Source organism: Nocardia sp. BMG111209 (assembly GCF_000381925.1).
Classification (GTDB): Bacteria; Actinomycetota; Actinomycetes; order Mycobacteriales; family Mycobacteriaceae; genus Nocardia.
Genome location: NZ_KB907308.1, coordinates 516,768 through 535,020, shown reverse-complemented (window position 1 = coordinate 535,020; position 18,253 = coordinate 516,768). Strand labels below are relative to the sequence as shown.

Genomic DNA, 18,253 nt, shown 5'->3' with positions numbered 1-18,253 from the left:
ACCGATGGCGACACTGCGGGACCGGCTCGACCATGTGCTGGGTACGAAGGCGGCCGATCAGCTGGCCGAATCCTTCGACATGACCACCGTCGAGGACCTGTTACGGCACTATCCGGTGCGCTACGCGACGCAGGGCCAGCCGCTGGCCGAGGAGGCCCCGGAGGAGGGTGCGCACATCATGGTGATCGGCACGGTCACGAAGACCGAGCTGAAACCGATGCGGCAGCGGCGCGGCCGGCTGCTGCGGGTGGATCTGGACACCGGCGCCGGTAAGCCGATCGAGATCACGTTCTTCAACGGCGACAAGGTGAACTACCTCGTCAAGCAGGGCGTGCGGGCGATGATGTCGGGGACCGCGCACTACTGGCGGCCGGATCGGTGGAATCTGTCGCATCCGTCCTATCTCATCCTGCCGGAGGCGGGGGAGTCGGTGGAGAACCTCACCGCCGTGCGAGGCAGCGGTGCGTTGCGCGGACTGGCCGAGAGCGCGAAAGGCGCCGAGGGCGTGGATGTCTCGTTCTTCGAGCGGGAGTACATCCCGGTCTACCCGGCGACCGCGAAGGTGCAGAGCTGGGATCTGCTGGCCTGCGTGCGGCAGGTGCTCGACCAGCTCGATCCGATCGACGACCCGCTGCCGGCGGACCTGCGCACGGAGCGGAATCTGCTGGCGATCTCGGACGCGTTGCGGCTGATCCATCTGCCCGACCGCAAGTCCGATATCGAGGAGGCAAGGGAGCGTTTGCGTTTCGACGAGGCACTGGCCCTGCAACTGGTGCTCGCGGAACGGCGTCACGAGATGGGCGGCCGCACCGCGCGCGCGTGCCCGCCCCGGACCGACGGTATCGCAGCCGATTTCGAGCATCGGCTGCCGTTCGAACTGACCGCGGGACAGCGGAAGGTGATCGCGGAGATCTCCGCCGACCTGTCGCGGCCGCATCCGATGCATCGCCTGTTGCAGGGCGAGGTCGGCTCCGGCAAGACCATCGTGGCCCTGCACGCGATGCTGCAGGTGGTGGACGCCGGCCGGCAGTGCGCGCTGCTGGCGCCGACGGAAGTGCTGGCGGCACAGCACTATCGGTCGCTGCGCGGGATGCTCGGCGAACTCGGCGCGGGCGGGGAACTCGGCGCCGCCGAGCACGCCACGAAGGTCGTGCTCGTGACCGGGTCGATGTCGGCGAAGGAGAAGAAGGCCGCGCTGCTGGACGCCATGACCGGCGAGGCGGGCATCGTGATCGGCACCCACGCCCTGATCCAGGACAACGTCGAATTCCACGATCTCGGCATGGTGATCGTCGACGAACAGCACCGCTTCGGTGTGGAACAGCGGGATGCGTTGCGCGCCAAGGCGAAGAACGGCATCAGCCCACACCTGCTGGTGATGACCGCGACCCCCATTCCGCGCACCATCGCGATGACCACCCTCGGCGACCTGGAAACCTCGACGCTCACCGAGCTGCCGCGCGGCCGGTCCCCGATCAGCACCAGAGTCGTTCCCGCCAAACAACATCCGACGTGGGTCGATCGCGCCTGGGAGCGCATCCGGGAGGAGGTCGACGCCGGCCGGCAGGCGTACGTGGTGTGCTCGCGCATCGGGGACGGCGAGGAGGAGGGCGGAAAGGGCAAGGGCCGCAAGGGTAAATCGCCGGAGGAGAAGGAGGCGCCGACCACGCACGCCGCCGTCGACGTCTACGAGACGCTGCGCGCCGGGGCGCTGGCCGGCCTGCGGGTGGGCCTGCTGCACGGCCGCCTGCCCGCCGACGAGAAGGACCAGGTGATGCGGGCCTTCAACGCCGGTGAGGTGGATGTGCTGGTGTGCACCACCGTCGTCGAGGTCGGCGTGGACGTCCCGAACGCGACGGTGATGGTGATCGTCGACGCCGACCGCTTCGGCGTCAGCCAGCTGCACCAGCTGCGCGGCCGCGTCGGTCGCGGGAAACATCCCGGCCTGTGCCTGCTGATCACCGAATCCTCCGCGATGGGTACCGCCATGGCCCGGCTGGAGGCCGTCGCCGGGACCCTCGACGGGTTCGAGCTGTCCATCCTGGATCTGCGGCAGCGCCGCGAGGGCGATGTGCTCGGCTCGGCGCAGTCCGGCACGGCCCGCAGCCTGCGTCTGCTGTCGCTGCTGGACGATCTGGAGGTCATCACCGCCGCCCAGGATGTGGCGCGCGAGGTGGTGGCCGCCGATCCCGGTCTCACCGCACACCCCGGACTGGCCACGATGATGCATGCCGCCGTCGACTCGGAACGTCTGGAGTACCTGGCCAAGTCGTGACGGTGGTCGGATCCTGCTGCCGCAGTGTTCCGGTGCCGATGTGGCGTGGCTCGCGCGAATGGGATCGCCGGGTGGTCCGGAGCGAATCCGTCCGTGCTCCGGCGCTGACGGTCCCGCCATAGTTCGGTATCGGTGCGCCTGTCGTGAGTAGATCTGCCCTGTCCGGCGCAAACGGATTCGCCGGTGGTCCAAGGCGATCGGACCGCCGGTGGTTCGGTGTGAGTGGATCCGCCTGCGGCTCGATCACGTGAGCCGGTGTGAGTTGATCCGCCCTGCGGCTCGATCGAGTGGGCCGGTGTGAGTGGGTCCGTCCCTGTCCGGCGCGAAATGGATTCGCCGGTGGTCAGGTGCGAGTGGGCCGGTCAGGGGCCGATGTGCGCGGATCCCTCCGCAGCTCGGCATGGGCGGGGAACCGGGTGTGGGATGCTTCCGGGCAGGTGAAGTCGTCGGCGCGAAGGGGAGCTGCGATGGTGGCGATCGAACTCGGGTGGCGCGGGAAAAACGTACCGCCACTGTGGTTTTCGCGGGGCGCGCGGCAAGGGGTCGGTGGGGTGCCGCCGACTGTGCTGGTGCTGACGGGGATCGTCAGTACGCAGGTGGGGGCGGCGATGGCGAAGCAGTTGTTCGCGCTGACCGGGCCGGTGGGGGCGGTGGGGCTGCGGTTGTCGTTCGCGGGGCTGGTGCTGCTGGTGATGTGGCGGCGATCGCTGCGGGTGGGGTGGCAGGCGGTGCCGGTGGTGCTCGGGTACGGCACGGTGCTGGCGACGATGAATGTCACCTTCTACCTTGCGCTGGACCGGATTCCGCTCGGGATGGCGGTCACCATCGAATTCCTGGGGCCGTTGGTGGTGGCGTTGGCCGGGTCTCGGCGGTGGTCCGATCCGGTGTGGGCGATGTTGGCCGGGGCCGGGGTGCTGTTCCTGGTGCGGACGGACGGTCCGGTGGCATGGTCGGGCGTGGCCTTCGCGGCGGCGGCCGGTGCGTGCTGGGCGGGGTACATCCTGGTGACGGCGAAACTGGGGGAGAAGACCAGTGGCGGAGGGGGTTTGGCGCTGGCGATGGCGATCGGCGGACTCGCGACGCTGCCGGTCGGGATCGTCGCGCTCGGGCCCGAACTGTTGCGGCCGGCCGTGCTGGCCACCGGTCTCTGGGTGGCGCTGCTGTCGTCGGTGCTGCCGTATTCGGTGGAACTCGAAGCGCTGCGGCGCATGCCGCCGCGGGTGTTCGGCATTCTGATGAGCCTCGAACCGGCCGTTGCGGCGGGCGCCGGGTTGATGGTGCTCGGGCAGCCGATGGGGGTCGTGCAATGGGCCGGAATCGGTTGCGTCGTGGCGGCTTCCATCGGTGCGACGCGGTCGGCCGGATAGGACGCGGTCGGTCCGACAGGTATGGCGGGTGCTGCCCTGCACCGGCGGCCATCGGGTGGACGGCGTCCGAGGCGAAGGGCAGCGCGCGGTGGGAGGTGTTGCGCGACAACGGTGGCTGGAATCCCGTCGGTGGCGGGTCGTGTCGGTCTTGCGCTGCCGCTGGTCGGGAACGGTTGTCCGGGGGCCGGATCCGTGCACAGTGGGTGGGTGGGTCAGCGCACGGTGTGTGGGTAGGGGAGGTCGATGGAGGTGTTCTCGGCGACGGCCAGGGGGCGGCCGATCTGGGGGAAGGCGCGTTGCTGGCAGGAGGATCGCTCGCAGACCTTGCAGCCGGCGCCGATGGGGACGACGGCGGCCGGATCGTCGAGTTGGAGGCCCTTGGAATAGGCCAGGCGGTCGGCGTATTCGATGTCGCAGCCCAGGCCGATGGCGAATTCCTTGCTCGCCGTGCCGAATGCGTGCGGGGCGGGGTTGGTGGTGCGGGCGATCCACAGGTAACGGCGGCCATCGGGCATGGCGGCCACCTGGGTGAGGACGCGGCCGGGATTCGCGAACGCCTCGTGCACCACCCACAGCGGGCAGCTGCCGCCGACCCGGGAGAAGTGGAATGCGGTGGCGGACTGGCGTTTCGAGATGTTGCCCGCTCGGTCGGTGCGGACGAAGAAGAACGGCACCCCGCGTTGCCCCTGTCGTTGTAGGGTGCTGAGCCGATGGCAGACCGTCTCGAAACCGACCTCGAAGCGCAGGCCGAGCAGATCGATGTCGTAGTGCAGTTCCTCCGCGGATCGCAGGAACCGGCCGTAGGGCAGTACCAGCGCACCCGCGAAATAGTTGGCCAGGCCGACCCGGGCGAGTTGCCGCGATTCGCCGGTCAGGGACGGGGTTTCGTTGAGGACCTCGTCGAGTTGCGGGCCGTACAGCAGGAAGGCGAGGGTGGTCGCGATCTGGAACGCGCGCTGCCCGGGGCGCAGCCGCCGGGCCAGGGTGAGGGTGCGGGTTTCGGGCTGGTAGTCCCGTTTCGGGATGGCCGGGTCGGCGCCGTCGCCGCGCACCAGCACGGTGACACCCGCTCGCTCCTCGGCGATCCGGGCCAGCTGGCGGTCCAGTGAGCCGATCGACAGTCCGCACTCCTCGAACAGGCGCTCGGCGGCGTGGTCCAGCGGGGCGATGTGGTTGTGGTGGTCGTAGAAGAAATCGCGGACGTCCTCGTAGGGCATCGGTACCCCGGGTGCGCCGGTCGGGGTGGCCACCTTCGACGACAGCAGGTCGAGCTGGTCGGTGGCGGCGCGCAGCCGGCGATGCATCGCGACGATCGTCTTGGCCACCTCCGGTAGGCGGGTCGCCAGATCCTCCACCTCGGCGGCGGGCGGCGCGGTGCCGCCGGCGGCCTCCACCAGGACCTCGTGCAGGTCCGACACCAGCCGCGCGTCCGAGTCGGCGGCGAAGAACTGTACGTCCAGGTCGAAGGTCGAGTTGAGCTTGAGCAGCACCGGAATGGTGAGCGGCCGCTGATCACGCTCCAACTGGTTGAGATAGCTGGGAGACAGGTCGAGGCTCTTGGCCAGGGCGGCCTGCGTCATTCGCCGCTCCTCGCGCAATCGCCGCAGCCTCGCTCCCGCATACATCTTGCGCACGCCGAGATGCTACCCGGAAGTCTTCGCAAACATTGCAATACCGTCCGGAGAAGGCCAAAAACATCTGCTGTCCCACTGTGTTACGCCATATGCGCATTCTGTGTAGAGTGCGAAGCGGGATGGTGTGGCGTATGTCTCACCCCGGTGAGGAGGCAGTCTAGTCCGCGGCCCAGCGTATTTCCGGTAAACCGTGTCCACCGATTAGCTGCTGCCCGCCGGACGACGGCGCGGGGCTTCCGCATCCGGGCCCGGCCGCCGTGCCGGGTACCTTTGACCAATGTTCTCCAAAGTTCTGGTCGCCAACCGCGGGGAAATCGCGATCCGCGCCTTCCGTGCCGCATACGAACTCGGTGTCGGGACCGTCGCGGTGTTCCCGTACGAGGATCGCAACTCGGTGCATCGGCTGAAGGCCGACGAGTCGTACCAGATCGGCACGCCCGGCCATCCGGTCCGCGCGTACCTGTCGATCCCGGAGATCCTGGCGGCCGCCACCAGCGCCGGTGCGGACGCGATCTATCCCGGGTACGGGTTCCTGTCGGAGAATCCGGATCTGGCGGCGGCGTGTGCGGAGGCGGGGATCACGTTCGTGGGTCCGTCGGCGTCGGTGCTGGAGTTGACGGGGAACAAGGCGCGGGCGATCGCGGCGGCGCGGGCCGCGGGGTTGCCGGTGCTGGATTCCAGCGCGCCGTCCGCGGATGTCGCGGAACTGCTCGCGGCGTCGGCTTCACTGGAGTTTCCGGTGTTCGTGAAGGCGGTCGCCGGTGGCGGTGGCCGCGGTATGCGGCGGGTGGCCGATCGGGAGCATCTGCAGGAGTCGATCGAAGCCGCGATGCGGGAGGCGGAATCCGCGTTCGGTGATCCCACGGTGTTCCTGGAACAGGCCGTGGTGAATCCGCGGCATATCGAGGTGCAGATCCTCGCCGACGGTGCGGGCAATGTGATGCATTTGTTCGAGCGGGATTGTTCGTTGCAGCGGCGGCATCAGAAGGTGATCGAGTTGGCGCCGGCGCCGAATCTGGATCCGGTGTTGCGGGAGCGGATCTGTGCGGATGCGGTGGCGTTCGCGCGGGAGATCGGGTACTCGTGTGCGGGTACGGTGGAGTTTTTGCTGGATGAGCGTGGGAATCATGTGTTCATCGAGATGAATCCGCGGATTCAGGTGGAGCATACGGTGACGGAGGAGATCACCGATGTGGACTTGGTGCAGGCGCAGATGCGGATTGCGTCGGGGGAGTCGTTGGTGGATCTGGGGTTGAGTCAGGAGTCGGTGCGGATTCGGGGTGCGGCGTTGCAGTGCCGGATCACGACCGAGGATCCGGCCAACGGTTTCCGTCCCGATACCGGCCGGATCACCGGGTACCGCAGTCCCGGTGGCGCGGGTATCCGGCTCGACGGTGGTGCCACCCTGGGTGCCGAGGTCGGCGCACATTTCGATTCGATGCTGGTGAAGCTCACCTGCCGCGGCCACGACTTCGCCACCGCGGTGTCGCGCGCGCGGCGAGCGGTGGCCGAATTCCGAATCCGCGGTGTTTCCACGAACATTCCGTTCCTGCAAGCCGTGCTGGACGATGCGGACTTCCAGGCCGGCCGGGTGACCACCTCCTTCATCGAGGAGCGGCCGCATCTGCTCACCCAGCGCGGGTCGGCCGACCGCGGCACCAAGATCCTGCGGTACCTGGCCGATATCACGGTGAACAAGCCGCACGGTGAGCGGCCGACCGCGGTGTATCCGCACGACAAGTTGCCGACGATCGATCTGAGCGTGCCGCCGCCGTCGGGTTCGCGGCAGCGGTTGCATGCGTTGGGGCCCACCGGTTTCGCGCGTGCGCTGCGGGAGCAGGAGGCGGTGGCGGTCACCGACACCACGTTCCGGGACGCGCATCAGTCGCTGCTGGCCACGCGGGTGCGCACCAACGGGTTGTTGCAGGTTGCCGGTCATGTGGCGCGGTTGACGCCGGAGTTGCTGTCGATCGAGTGCTGGGGTGGTGCGACTTATGATGTGGCGCTGCGGTTCTTGTATGAGGATCCGTGGGAGCGGTTGGCGGCGTTGCGGGAAGCGGTGCCCAACATCTGTCTTCAGATGTTGTTGCGGGGGCGGAATACTGTGGGGTACACGCCGTATCCGGAGAAGGTGACGCGTGCTTTTGTGCGGGAGGCCACGGATACGGGGATCGATATCTTCCGGATCTTCGATGCGCTCAACAATGTGGATCAGATGCGGCCGGCGATCGATGCGGTCCTCGAAACCGGTACTGCGGTAGCGGAAGTCGCGTTGTCCTACACCGGTGATCTGTCGAATCCGGATGAGAACCTGTACACGCTGGACTATTACCTGAAGCTCGCCGAGCAGGTGGTGGATGCGGGTGCGCACATTTTGGCGATCAAGGACATGGCGGGTCTGCTGCGGGCTCCTGCCGCGCACACGCTGGTGACGGCACTGCGCCGCAATTTCGATCTGCCGGTGCATGTGCACACCCACGACACTCCCGGTGGTCAGTTGGCGACGTATCTGGCGGCGTGGCAGGCGGGTGCGGATGCGGTCGATGGTGCCAGTGCCCCGATGGCGGGGACGACGAGTCAGCCGGCGTTGTCGGCGATCGTGGCCGCGGCGGCGCATTCCCCGTTCGACACCGGCTTGAACCTCCAGAACGTGTGTGATCTCGAACCGTATTGGGAGGCGTTGCGGAAGGTGTACGGGCCGTTCGAGTCCGGCCTGCCGGGCCCTACCGGGCGTGTCTACCACCATGAGATTCCCGGTGGTCAGCTCTCGAATCTGCGGCAGCAGGCGATCGCGTTGGGTCTGGGTGACCGGTTCGAGGAGGTCGAAGCGAAATACGCTGCGGCGGACCGGTTGCTGGGCCGGTTGGTGAAGGTGACTCCGTCGTCGAAGGTGGTCGGTGATCTGGCACTGTCGTTGGTCGGTAGTGGTGTGGATATCGAGGATTTCGGGGGTGATCCGGCGCGGTTCGATATTCCGGATTCGGTGATCGGTTTTCTGCGTGGGGAGCTCGGTACTCCGGCGGGTGGTTGGCCGGAGCCGTTCCGGACTCGGGCACTGGCCGGTCGCGGACCGGCGCGACCGGAGACCGAACTCACACCGGAAGATGAAGCGGCGTTGGATGGTTCGTCACAGCAGCGGCAGGAAACCCTCAACCGATTGCTGTTTCCGGCGCCTACGTCGGAGTTCTTGGCGCATCGGGAGAAGTTCGGTGACACCTCGGGGCTGTCGGCGAACCAGTTCTTCTACGGCCTGCGTCACGGTGAGGAACACCGTGTCCAGCTGGAGAAGGGTGTGACCCTGCTGATCGGGCTCGAGGCCATCTCCGAACCCGACGACCGTGGTATGCGCACCGTGATGTGCATTCTCAACGGCCAACTGCGTCCCATCACCGTGCGCGATCGCTCGGTGGCCAGCGAGATCCCGTCCGCGGAGAAGGCCGACCGCACCAATCCGGGCCACGTCGCCGCCCCGTTCGCGGGCGTCGTCACGCTGAGCATCAGCGAGGGCGATGTCATCGCCGCCGGTGACACCATCGGCACGATCGAGGCGATGAAAATGGAGGCCGCCATCACCGCCCCGCGCGCGGGCACGGTACGACGGGTCGCCATCAGCCGCGTACAGCAGGTCGAGGGCGGCGACCTGCTGATCGACCTGAGCCCGAACGAGGTCGCGGCGGAGTGAACCCGGCCGCAGCACCCGAGCGGCTCGTACCCGGGCCGCTCGGTGTTCGTACCGATCTGCCCGGGAGCAGGCGCCACTCACTACCGGCACACCGTCCGTCACCGGAATGTCCTGGCGCGGTGCACAGTCCGATGGGTCGGTCGTGACCCGGATCGTGGCCGGTGCCGTGGGGGGCCGGCGGTTGCGGGTGCCGCCGGCGGGGACGCGGCCGACCTCGGATCGGGTGCGCGAGGCACTGTTCAGTGTGTTGAACGCGCGCATGGATTTCGACGGTATGCGGGTGCTGGATCTGTATGCGGGCTCGGGTGCGCTGGGGCTCGAGGCACTCTCGCGTGGCGCCGCGCATGCACTGCTGGTGGAATCCGATCGCAAGGCGGCGGCGGTGGTGCGGGGCAATATCGCGGATCTGGGGCTGCCCGGCGCCGAATTACGGCTCGGCCCGGTGGGTTCCGTGCTCGCGACCGCGCCGGCGACCGGGTACGACCTGGTGTTCTCCGATCCGCCCTACGCGCTGTCCGGTGACGACGTCACCGCCGATCTCACGGCACTGGCCGGGCACGGCTGGCTGAATCCCGGGGCGCTGATCGTCGTCGAGCGCGCTACCCGGTCACCCGAAACGCAGTGGCCCACAGGCTATTCCGCCGAGAAACCACGGCGTTACGGCGAAACCCGCATCGAGACGGCCGAATACGACTGACCACCGGAGTGGCCGGACGCCGGACTCAGGAGTTGCGCTCGGCCAGGCGGGCGAGCAGGCGCTTGTGCACCGAGGGCGGCAGCATGTCGGTGACGTCGCCGCCGTAGGTGGCGACCTCCTTCACCAGCGAACTCGACAGATAGCTGAACGCCGGGTTGGTGGCGAGGAAGTAGGTGTCGACGCCGGAGAGCTTCTTGTTCATCTGCGCCATCTGCAACTCGTAGCCGAAGTCGGTGGCGTCGCGCAGGCCCTTGACGATCGCGTGGATGCCCTGCTCCCGCGCGAAGTTCACCAGCAGGCCGTGCCACGATTCGACCCGCACGTTGTGCAGGTCGGAGGTGGCCTCGCGCAGCATGTCCATCCGTTCCTCGACGGTGAACATGCCCTGTTTGGTCTTGTTGATCATCACCGTGACGACGAGCTCGTCGAACTGCGACGCCGCCCGGGTGATCACGTCGAGATGCCCGTTGGTCACCGGGTCGAACGAACCGGGACACAATGCTCCAGCCATATTCGCACGCTAACAGGCCCGGTCCCGCGGCCGGACAGCGCCACCCGCGGGGAGCAACCACGCCGCATTCGTGACGAACCCGAGATCATCGGCCCGCCGCGGCCGCACCCCTCGGCGGGGGCGCGGCCGGGCGTTCAGAGTTCGTGCAGGACGAGCGGTTTCGGCTCCGGTAGGTCGGTGCGGCGGATCCAGCCGTCGGGGCGGGCCCGTTGCCCGGCGTACAGCAGCGCCTGGCGGATGCGGGCCGCCACCTCGCCGCCGGGCAGCTCGTCCCAGGTCCAGCGCACGACCTGGAAGCCGTTGCCGCGCAACGCGTCCGCGCGCCGCTGGTCCAGGACCGCGGCCAGGGCCGGATCCTCGCCGGAGCGCAGCAGGCGGCCGGACCTGGCCCGGCCCTCGAATTCGCCGACCACCCCGGTATCGCCGAAGTAGAAGTCGACCCGGCCGAGCGAGGTGCCCTGCGAGGTGAACACCTCGCCCTGCGACAGCGGCGCCGGGACGCCGAAACGGCGGAACATCACGCGGCTGCGCGACTCGCCGACGCTCGTGCTGTGCGGATCCAGGAACCCGACGACGTGCCGGGCCAGGTGCACACCGTGGCGATGCTTCGCCGCCTCCAGTTCGGCGGCGAGGGCGTCGGCGCCGATGCCGTAGGTGCGGACCAGCGCGTCACCGGCGACCACCGCGGCCTCGAACGGAACCGTGCGGGCCACGTCGACGATCGTGCGCGCGGGGGTGGTCAGCCGCAGGCCCCCGACCTCGGCCACCGTGTCGACCGGCGCGCAGTGCACCTTGAGGTCGGATTTGATCCGGCCGCCGTTGCGCCGGTTGCGGGTGACGCACACCCGCGGCAGCAGCTGGTCCCACACCGGCGCTCCGTAGACGACCGCCGCCGACTGATGGCTGAGTATCGCGTCGCCGGACAGATTGTCGACGACCGCCGCGATCAGCATCCGATGGCGGTCGGCCGCGCCGAGGCCGGCGAAGCCCGCCCGATCGGTATAGGTGCCGCGACGCAGCCGGTGCCAGCTCCCGCCCAGGCACATGCGGCGGATCTCCTCGTCGGTGACACCGGTGCGGACCACGTCCCGCCGGCGGCGGATCCCCGCATCCGAGGTGCGGAATCTCTGGCAATGCTCCAAGACGACCTCCCCAGCTGAGAACAGTTCCGAACATTCGGTTCGCTCTGCTTGGACGTGGAGGTGTCCCGCCCGGTTCCTTACTCCTCCGACCGGCTCGCAGCCGCACACCGTGTCCGGCTTCGCACCCGGCCGATGGCTTCAGAAGACCCAGAATCGCAGCGTGATGAAGCGCAGCGTGCCGACGGCGGCGGTGATGGCGATGACCGCGGCGGCCTCGGCCGCGTCGCCGAGACCGGGGGCCACGTAGTCCAGTCCGGCCAGCGCGGCCGACGAGATCGCCAGCCCGGCCAGGGCCAGGCCGCCGCCCTCCAACTGCGCGGTGAACCAGCCGACCCGGTCGGAGGCGTGGAAGGTGAGGCGGCGGTGCAGTTCGTTGGCCAGCGCGGTACTCACCACCGAACCGGTCAGGTTGGCCAGCTGCGGCCCTTCGGCGTAGCAGGCCAGGAAGAGCAGGAAGTAGCCGATATTGCTGAACCCGCCGACCAGCGCGAACCGGATCAGCTGGGGCAGCCAGTGCTCGCTGCGCAGCCAGGCGCCGAGCCGGGTGAGCAGGCGCGGGGTGGCCTCGGCGGTGGAGTCGGCGACGGCGGCGAGGCGGTCGACCGTGGAATCGGCGACGGCGGCCAGGCGGTCGGCGGTGGAATCGGCGGCCGCGGTGAGCCGGTCGACGGTGGAATCCGCGGCGGCGGCGAGGCGGTCGGCAGTGGAGTCGGCGGCGGCCACCAGACGATCCGTGATCGTCGGCGCCTCCGCACTGCCGGAGGGGGCGCCCGGATCGGGCTGTGGGCTCATCCACCAGCCCGGGACTACCGGAAACAAGACCGCCATCGTCTTTCCGATCGGAACACTCGCCTGCGGGCCGCTGCCGGGTTCCGATGTTCCGGGCCGCGGTCGGCTCTCTCTCGCCGACAACAAAGATAACACCAACCGGAGATATTTCCTCCACTTGATTTGTGTGGCATGGGAAACACTGCGCGACACACCGGGAGCGCACTGGGCAAGCGATCTCCTCGCGGGCACACTGGCAGCAAGGCGGCAACACGGCGGTGGCGTGAGTGCGCCGCCTACGATCGGGCACGAGAGTGGGGTCAGCAGGGATGTATCGCGTATTCGAGGCGCTCGACGAACTGGTGGCGATAGTCGAAGAGGCGCGCGGTATCCCGCCCACCCGCAACTGCATCATTCCGCGCGGCGAGGTTCTCGAACTGCTGGACGATGTGCGCGAGGCGCTGCCCGGCGAGGTCGACGACGCGCAGGACGTGCTCGATCATCGCGACAAGATCGTCACCGACGCTCGCACCCTCGCCGAGACGGCCGTCACCACCGCCACCGAGACCGCCGAGCAGACGGTCACCGGCGCCCGGGAGGAGGCCGACCGCATCCTCGCGGACGCCAAGGCCCATGCCGACCGGATGGTCGCGGAGGCCCGCGCGCACGCCGACCGGCTGATCACCGGCGCTCAGACCGAGTCCGACCGGGTGGTCGCGGAGGGCAAGGCCGAATACGAGTCGCTCGCCGGTCGCGCGCGCGCCGATTCGGAGCGGATGATCGCGGCCGGTCAGGCCTCCTACGACCGATCCGTCGCGGAGGGCCTCGCCGAACAGCAGCGGCTGGTCTCGCAGATCGAGGTGGTCCGTGCCGCGCACGCGGAATCGGCACGGCTGCTCGACGCCGCCCAGGCCGAATCGGACCGGCTGCGATCCGACTGCGACCGATACGTCGATACCAAACTCGCCGAATTCGAGGACACCCTGCACGGCGCGTTGCGCACGGTCGGCCGCGGCCGCCAGCAACTGCGCTCCGCCACCACCGTCCCGGACTACGCCGCCGAGTTCCGGTCCTGATCCCGGCGATTTATGCCGCAGCCCGCACGGGATGTACGGTGGACTGGTCGTCCATTCCCCTGTCGCATGAGTGAGAGTAGTTCCTGATGCCTGCCGCCACCGGTTCCGGTTCGCGTCGTCGTTCGACGACGGATGCGGGCTTCGCGCTGGACACGCGCAGCCTCGGACGCGCTGCGGGCTCGCGACGGGAGATCCAGCGGACGGTCACCCTGCCGGACAAGATCGGGCTCGACCTGATCAACATCCCGGCCGGCGCCGAGGTCGGGCTGGACCTCACCCTGCAGTCGGTGTCGGAGGGTGTGCTGGTCACCGGCACCGTGTCCGGGCCGATCGCGGGGGAGTGCTCCCGATGCCTGGAGCAGTTCACCGACCACCTCGAGGTCGAGCTCACCGAGCTGTTCGCCTATCCGAACAGCGCGACCGAGCAGACCACCGAGGAGGACGAGATCCGCCGGCTGGTCGACGATCTGATCGACCTGGAACCGGTGCTCGCCGACGCGGTCGGCCTCGAACTCCCGCTGCAGCCGCTGTGCGAGCCGGACTGTGCCGGGCTGTGCCCGGAATGCGGCGTTCGGATGGCGATTGCGGGTTCGGATCACAGTCATGAGATACTTGACCCCCGCTGGGCGGGTCTCGCGAATTTCGCGGCCGACTCGCCCGCATCGGCGTCCGGGGACGCCACCGCACGTTAAGACGTAGACCGATACAGATTCCGCATCCGGCCGACCGGCCGGATGCGTGTGACCCAGAGGAGATTCAGTCGTGGCCGTTCCGAAGCGCCGGATGTCTCGTTCCAACACCCGCTCGCGGCGCAGCCAGTGGAAGGCCACCGCCCCCACTCTGGTGACGTGCCCCAACCGCGCCTGCGGCCAGCCGACCCTGCCGCACACGGCCTGCCCGAACTGCGGTACCTACAAGGGCCGCCAGGTCACTTCCGCCGTCTGACCGCATCCTCGAGCCCGACATGACGGCCAAGGACGGAGCGGACGCACCAGCCGTTGGCGAGGCCGCTGATCATTCCAGCCTGCTGGCGGCGCTGGGCGTGGATCTGCGCCCGGACCTGCTGCGACTGGCATTGACCCACCGTTCGTACGCGTACGAGAACGGCGGTCTGCCGACCAACGAGCGGCTGGAGTTCCTGGGCGACTCGGTGCTCGGCCTGAGCATCACCGAGCGTCTGTATCTCGAGCACCCGGACAAGTCCGAGGGTGAGCTCGCCAAGCTGCGCGCGAGCGTGGTTCAGATGAACGCGCTGGCGGAGGTGGCCCGCGGCCTGGGTGCGGAGGGCGGCCTCGGCCGCTATCTGCTGCTCGGCAAGGGTGAGGAACTCACCGGCGGTCGCGACAAACCCAGCATCCTCGCCGACGGGATGGAAGCGCTGCTGGGCGCGGTCCATCTGGAGCACGGTATCGAGGTGGCCCGCGGCGTGGTGCTGCGGTTGTTCGCCGACCTGCTCGAGCGCGGTCCGCGGATGGGCGCCGGGCTGGACTGGAAGACCAGCCTGCAGGAGCTCACCGCCGCGCGCGGCCTCGGCGTGCCCGCGTACGAGATCACCTCCACCGGCCCCGACCACGACAAGGAGTTCACCGCCACCGCGGTGATCAGTGGCCGTGGGTACGGCACCGGCGTGGGCCGGTCCAAGAAGGATGCGGAACAGAAGGCCGCCGGCGCCGCCTGGCAGGCGCTGAACGACGAGGGGTAGCTTGCCCGAACTGCCCGAGGTGGAGACCGTCCGGCGCGGACTCACCGAACATGTGGCCGGTCACGTCATCGAGGCCGTCACGGTGAAGCATCCCCGGTCGGTGCGTCGGCATCTGCCCGGCGGGGACGATCTCGCCGGTCGGCTGGCCGGTCTGCGGGTGCGATCCGCCGAGCGTCGTGGCAAATTCCTGTGGCTGACCCTGGACGAGCCGCAACCGGCCGGCGGGTGGGCCCCCGCCGACGAGGCGTTGGTCGTGCATCTCGGGATGAGCGGTCAGATGCTGGTACAACCGGGGGACGCGCCGCTCGAGAAGCATGCGCACATCGTCGCCACCCTGGACTTCGGGGCTCAGCTGAGATTCGTGGATCAGCGCACCTTCGGCGGCTGGGCCTTGCATCCGCTGGTCGAGGTCGACGGCACCGTGGTGCCGGAGGCGGTGGCGCACATCGCCCGCGACCCCCTGGATCCCGCCTTCGACACCGGCGCGGTGCTGTCGAAGCTGCGCGGTAAGCAGTCCGAGATCAAGCGCGTGCTGCTGGACCAGACCGTGATCTCCGGTATCGGCAACATCTACGCCGACGAATCGTTGTGGCGCGCGAAAATTCATCCCTCCCGGCCGGCGTGCGAATTGAGCCGTCCCGCGGCGTCGAGAATCGTGGCGACCGCCCGGGAAGTCATGACCGAGGCGCTCGTCGCGGGCGGTACCTCGTTCGACGCGCTGTACGTGAATGTGAATGGTAATTCCGGATATTTCGCGCGCTCGCTGAATGCCTACGGACTCGAGGGAGAGCCGTGCGGACGGTGCGGTACGGCAATCCTGCGCGCGAAATTCATGAATCGATCGTCTTATTATTGTCCGCGGTGTCAGCGTCAGCGCTGACGACCGGCCAGATATGTGAGGGCTGATTCCATGGAGCCCTCCTGGTCGGGATGGAACCCCGGCCGCAGATAACGGGGAATCGCGGCGCCGAGCCGGCCCCAGCTCGGCAGCAATCCTTTTCGGACCGCGCGATTGTGGTCGGAGACAAGGTATTTCCCGCCGGGGCGGTGCGGATCGGCGTCCATCAGATAGGCCGCGCCCCAGAACCAGAACCACAGCAGCAGCACGGTAGCGATCGCGAAGCCGGTGACGCGGCGGACGTAGCGGGCCGGGCCGCGGCCGCCGAGGTGGACGAAGACGTCGTAGGCCACCGCGCGGTGCTCGACCTCCTCGGCGCCGTGCCAGCGCAGCAGGTCGAGCATGGTGGGGTCGGCGCCGGCCCGTTCGAAGGCGTGGGCGCCGAGGATCCAGTCACCGAGGACGGCGGTGTAGTGCTCGATCGCCGCGATGACGGCCAGCCGCAGCCGCAGCCATTCCCGGCCCGGTATCGGCAGCCGGCGTGGCGGGTGGTGGCCCAGGGGGCCGTGGAACACCTGCTCGAGCCGGTCGACGAAGGGCCGGCCGTCGAGTCCGGCCTCGGCGAGATGGTCCAGGACGACGGCGTGCTGGACGCTGTGCGTGCCCTCCTGGCCCATGAACCCCTTCATCAGGACCTCCAGCTCCGCGTCGCGGACCAGCGGCAGCGCCTCGCGGAACACGTCGATGAACCATCGTTCCCCCGGTGGCAGCAGCAGATGCAGAGCGTTGACGACGTGGGTGGCGGTCGGCTCGTCCGGGATCCAGTGCATCGGCGTGCGATCCCAGTCGAAGGTGGTACGGCGGGGTTTGAGCCGGCGCGGCATCGGGTTGAACATCACAGTCCCATCACGGCGTTGAGAATAGGATTCTCGTATTGTGAGAGGCCGATGGTAGCAAGTTCTTTCTTTACAATTTCTTGGTATGGCAATGACATATTCGAATGCAGGTATGTGTTCCGGTGATTCCTGGCCCGGCGCCGATATGGGAATCTGGATGGGTGGGAGCACAACGCGACACGGTCTCGGCCCTGAGTGAGATCGGATTCTGGATGGAGCGCTCCCGTGCGGAGACGGCACGGGTCCGGGCGTACCGGCGGGCGGCCGATACCGTCGCCGCGCTGTCCTCGGACGAATTCACCGAATATCGGAAAAATGGCCGCTGGCAGGAACTCCCGGGAATCGGCCCGAAGACCGCGGCCGCGATCGGATCCGCGGCCGCGGGTGACATTCCGGCGAAATTGAGCGAATTACGGTCCGCGGCAAAGCCGATCGGGCCGGCGGGGAAGGCGCTGCGGCAGCGGCTGCGCGGCGATCTGCACACCCACTCCGACTGGTCCGACGGCGGCAGCCCGATCGAGGAGATGATGCGCACCGCGATCGCGCTCGGGCACGAATATGTCGCGCTGACCGATCATTCGCCGCGACTGAAGGTGGCCAACGGCCTGTCGGCGCGGCGGTTGCGGCAGCAGCTGGACGTGATCGACCGGTTGAACGCCGAACTCGCGCCGTTCCGGATCCTGACCGGCATCGAGGTGGACATCCTCGACGACGGCGCCCTGGATCAGGAGGCCGAACTGCTGGAGCGGCTCGACATCGTGGTCGCCAGCGTGCATTCCCACCTGCGCGCCGACCGCGAGACCATGACGAAGCGCATGGTGTACGCGGTGGCGAATCCGAACGTCGACGTCCTCGGCCACTGCACCGGCCGGTTGGTGGAGGGTGGCCGCGGCACCCGGCCCGAGTCCGACTTCGACGCCGAGGTGGTGTTCGAGGCCTGCCGCCGATTCGGCACCGCGGTCGAGATCAACTGCCGCCCCGAGCGCCGCGATCCACCCGGCCGGCTGATCCGCCTGGCCGTGGAGATGGAGTGCTTCTTCTCGATCGACACCGACGCCCACGCCCCGGGCCAATTGGATTGGCAGGGTTACGGATGCGAGCGAGCCCTGGCCAACGATGTTGCGCCCGAACGGGTCATCGACACCTGGGCCCTGGACGAACTCCTGGCCTTCACCGAGGACAACGCGAGCAACTAGATGATGGCGATGCCGATCACCAGGGCGATGCCCACGTGGGCGGCCGCGACCACGAGCGATTCGGTGACGAATACCGTGGCGTGCAGCAGGTTGCCGATGTGGATACCGGTGGCCCGCTCCAGGATCCGGGCCGACACCACCTGGGCCACGATGCCGACGAGGCCGAAGACCGCCGCCGAGATCAGGCCCTCGGTGAGCTTGCCACCCGAGCTGTAGATCGCGAACACCACGATGATCGCGGTCGCCAGCAGCCCGGCCGCGGCGATGATGTTGGCGTTGGGCTTCCCCGAGCCGACCAGCTTGCGCAGCAGGCCGGGCGTGGTGAAGTCGAGTGCGGCGAAGCCGACCAGCATCAGGACCAGGCCGACGGCCGCGTACGCGGCGATGGCACCGACCCCGTGGCCGAGATTGCCCCAGTACCCGGGTGCGAGAGCGATCGTGGCCATGTTCATTCTCCTGGACGTCGGGC

At 68.5% G+C, this 18,253-nt stretch carries 16 protein-coding genes; 10 read left to right on the top strand and 6 right to left on the bottom strand.

What is annotated here, in order from left to right; all coding sequences use genetic code 11:
- Positions 1-4 precede the first annotated feature (4 nt).
- Both recG and G361_RS0125990 read left to right on the top strand, forming a co-directional pair.
- Positions 5-2,275, top strand: a complete 2,271-nt coding sequence (gene recG / locus G361_RS0125995; RefSeq protein WP_019930049.1) for an ATP-dependent DNA helicase RecG — start codon at positions 5-7, stop codon at positions 2,273-2,275.
- 551 nt (positions 2,276-2,826) lie between these two features.
- Complete coding sequence (locus tag G361_RS0125990; protein WP_231387100.1) at positions 2,827-3,642, top strand: DMT family transporter; 816 nt, start codon at positions 2,827-2,829, stop codon at positions 3,640-3,642.
- Positions 3,643-3,854: 212 nt separating this feature from the next.
- On the opposite strand, the gene G361_RS0125985 is transcribed toward G361_RS0125990, so the two are convergent.
- On the bottom strand, positions 3,855-5,276 hold the full coding sequence (locus tag G361_RS0125985; RefSeq protein ID WP_026343522.1) for a short-chain fatty acyl-CoA regulator family protein: 1,422 nt from the start codon (positions 5,274-5,276) through the stop codon (positions 3,855-3,857).
- A gap of 277 nt (positions 5,277-5,553) precedes the next feature.
- Between G361_RS0125985 and G361_RS0125980 the strand changes: the two genes are divergently transcribed.
- On the top strand, positions 5,554-8,958 hold the full coding sequence (locus G361_RS0125980) for a pyruvate carboxylase (protein ID WP_019930046.1): 3,405 nt from the start codon (positions 5,554-5,556) through the stop codon (positions 8,956-8,958).
- Positions 8,959-9,100: 142 nt separating this feature from the next.
- Entirely contained in the window at positions 9,101-9,655 is a 555-nt protein-coding gene (gene rsmD, locus G361_RS0125975; protein WP_026343521.1) for a 16S rRNA (guanine(966)-N(2))-methyltransferase RsmD, read from the top strand.
- 25 nt (positions 9,656-9,680) lie between these two features.
- Here the strand turns inward: rsmD and coaD are convergent, their stop codons facing one another.
- The 3 genes from coaD to G361_RS51895 form a co-directional block, all read right to left on the bottom strand.
- Positions 9,681-10,166 (bottom strand): pantetheine-phosphate adenylyltransferase, encoded by a 486-nt coding sequence (coaD, locus tag G361_RS0125970; protein WP_026343520.1) that lies wholly within the window; start codon positions 10,164-10,166, stop codon positions 9,681-9,683.
- Positions 10,167-10,300: 134 nt separating this feature from the next.
- A complete protein-coding gene (locus G361_RS0125965; protein ID WP_019930043.1) occupies positions 10,301-11,308 on the bottom strand; it encodes a hypothetical protein in 1,008 nt (335 codons plus the stop codon).
- A 138-nt stretch (positions 11,309-11,446) separates the two neighbouring features.
- Complete coding sequence (locus tag G361_RS51895; RefSeq protein WP_019930042.1) at positions 11,447-12,100, bottom strand: GtrA family protein; 654 nt, start codon at positions 12,098-12,100, stop codon at positions 11,447-11,449.
- A gap of 305 nt (positions 12,101-12,405) precedes the next feature.
- Here G361_RS51895 and G361_RS0125955 point away from each other — a divergent pair, with 305 nt between their 5' ends.
- From G361_RS0125955 to mutM, 5 genes are all read left to right on the top strand, one after another.
- Positions 12,406-13,152 (top strand): DivIVA domain-containing protein, encoded by a 747-nt coding sequence (locus G361_RS0125955; RefSeq protein WP_019930041.1) that lies wholly within the window; start codon positions 12,406-12,408, stop codon positions 13,150-13,152.
- 86 nt (positions 13,153-13,238) lie between these two features.
- Positions 13,239-13,844 (top strand): DUF177 domain-containing protein, encoded by a 606-nt coding sequence (locus G361_RS0125950; RefSeq protein WP_019930040.1) that lies wholly within the window; start codon positions 13,239-13,241, stop codon positions 13,842-13,844.
- 70 nt (positions 13,845-13,914) lie between these two features.
- Complete coding sequence (gene rpmF / locus G361_RS48555) at positions 13,915-14,097, top strand: 50S ribosomal protein L32 (RefSeq protein WP_081635583.1); 183 nt, start codon at positions 13,915-13,917, stop codon at positions 14,095-14,097.
- A gap of 19 nt (positions 14,098-14,116) precedes the next feature.
- Positions 14,117-14,854 carry a ribonuclease III gene (rnc, locus tag G361_RS0125945; protein ID WP_019930039.1) on the top strand — a complete coding sequence of 246 codons (738 nt, stop codon included), beginning with the start codon at positions 14,117-14,119 and terminating at the stop codon, positions 14,852-14,854.
- A gap of 1 nt (position 14,855) precedes the next feature.
- A complete protein-coding gene (gene mutM / locus G361_RS0125940; RefSeq protein ID WP_019930038.1) occupies positions 14,856-15,734 on the top strand; it encodes a bifunctional DNA-formamidopyrimidine glycosylase/DNA-(apurinic or apyrimidinic site) lyase in 879 nt (292 codons plus the stop codon).
- On the opposite strand, the gene G361_RS0125935 is transcribed toward mutM, so the two are convergent.
- Positions 15,725-16,576 (bottom strand): metal-dependent hydrolase, encoded by an 852-nt coding sequence (locus tag G361_RS0125935; RefSeq protein WP_231387099.1) that lies wholly within the window; start codon positions 16,574-16,576, stop codon positions 15,725-15,727. The genes mutM and G361_RS0125935 overlap by 10 nt on opposite strands.
- A 173-nt stretch (positions 16,577-16,749) precedes the next feature.
- Here G361_RS0125935 and G361_RS0125930 point away from each other — a divergent pair, with 173 nt between their 5' ends.
- A complete protein-coding gene (locus tag G361_RS0125930) occupies positions 16,750-17,784 on the top strand; it encodes a PHP domain-containing protein (protein WP_019930036.1) in 1,035 nt (344 codons plus the stop codon).
- On the opposite strand, the gene G361_RS0125925 is transcribed toward G361_RS0125930, so the two are convergent.
- On the bottom strand, positions 17,781-18,230 hold the full coding sequence (locus G361_RS0125925) for a DUF350 domain-containing protein (protein ID WP_026343518.1): 450 nt from the start codon (positions 18,228-18,230) through the stop codon (positions 17,781-17,783). The genes G361_RS0125930 and G361_RS0125925 overlap by 4 nt on opposite strands.
- Positions 18,231-18,253 lie beyond the last annotated feature (23 nt).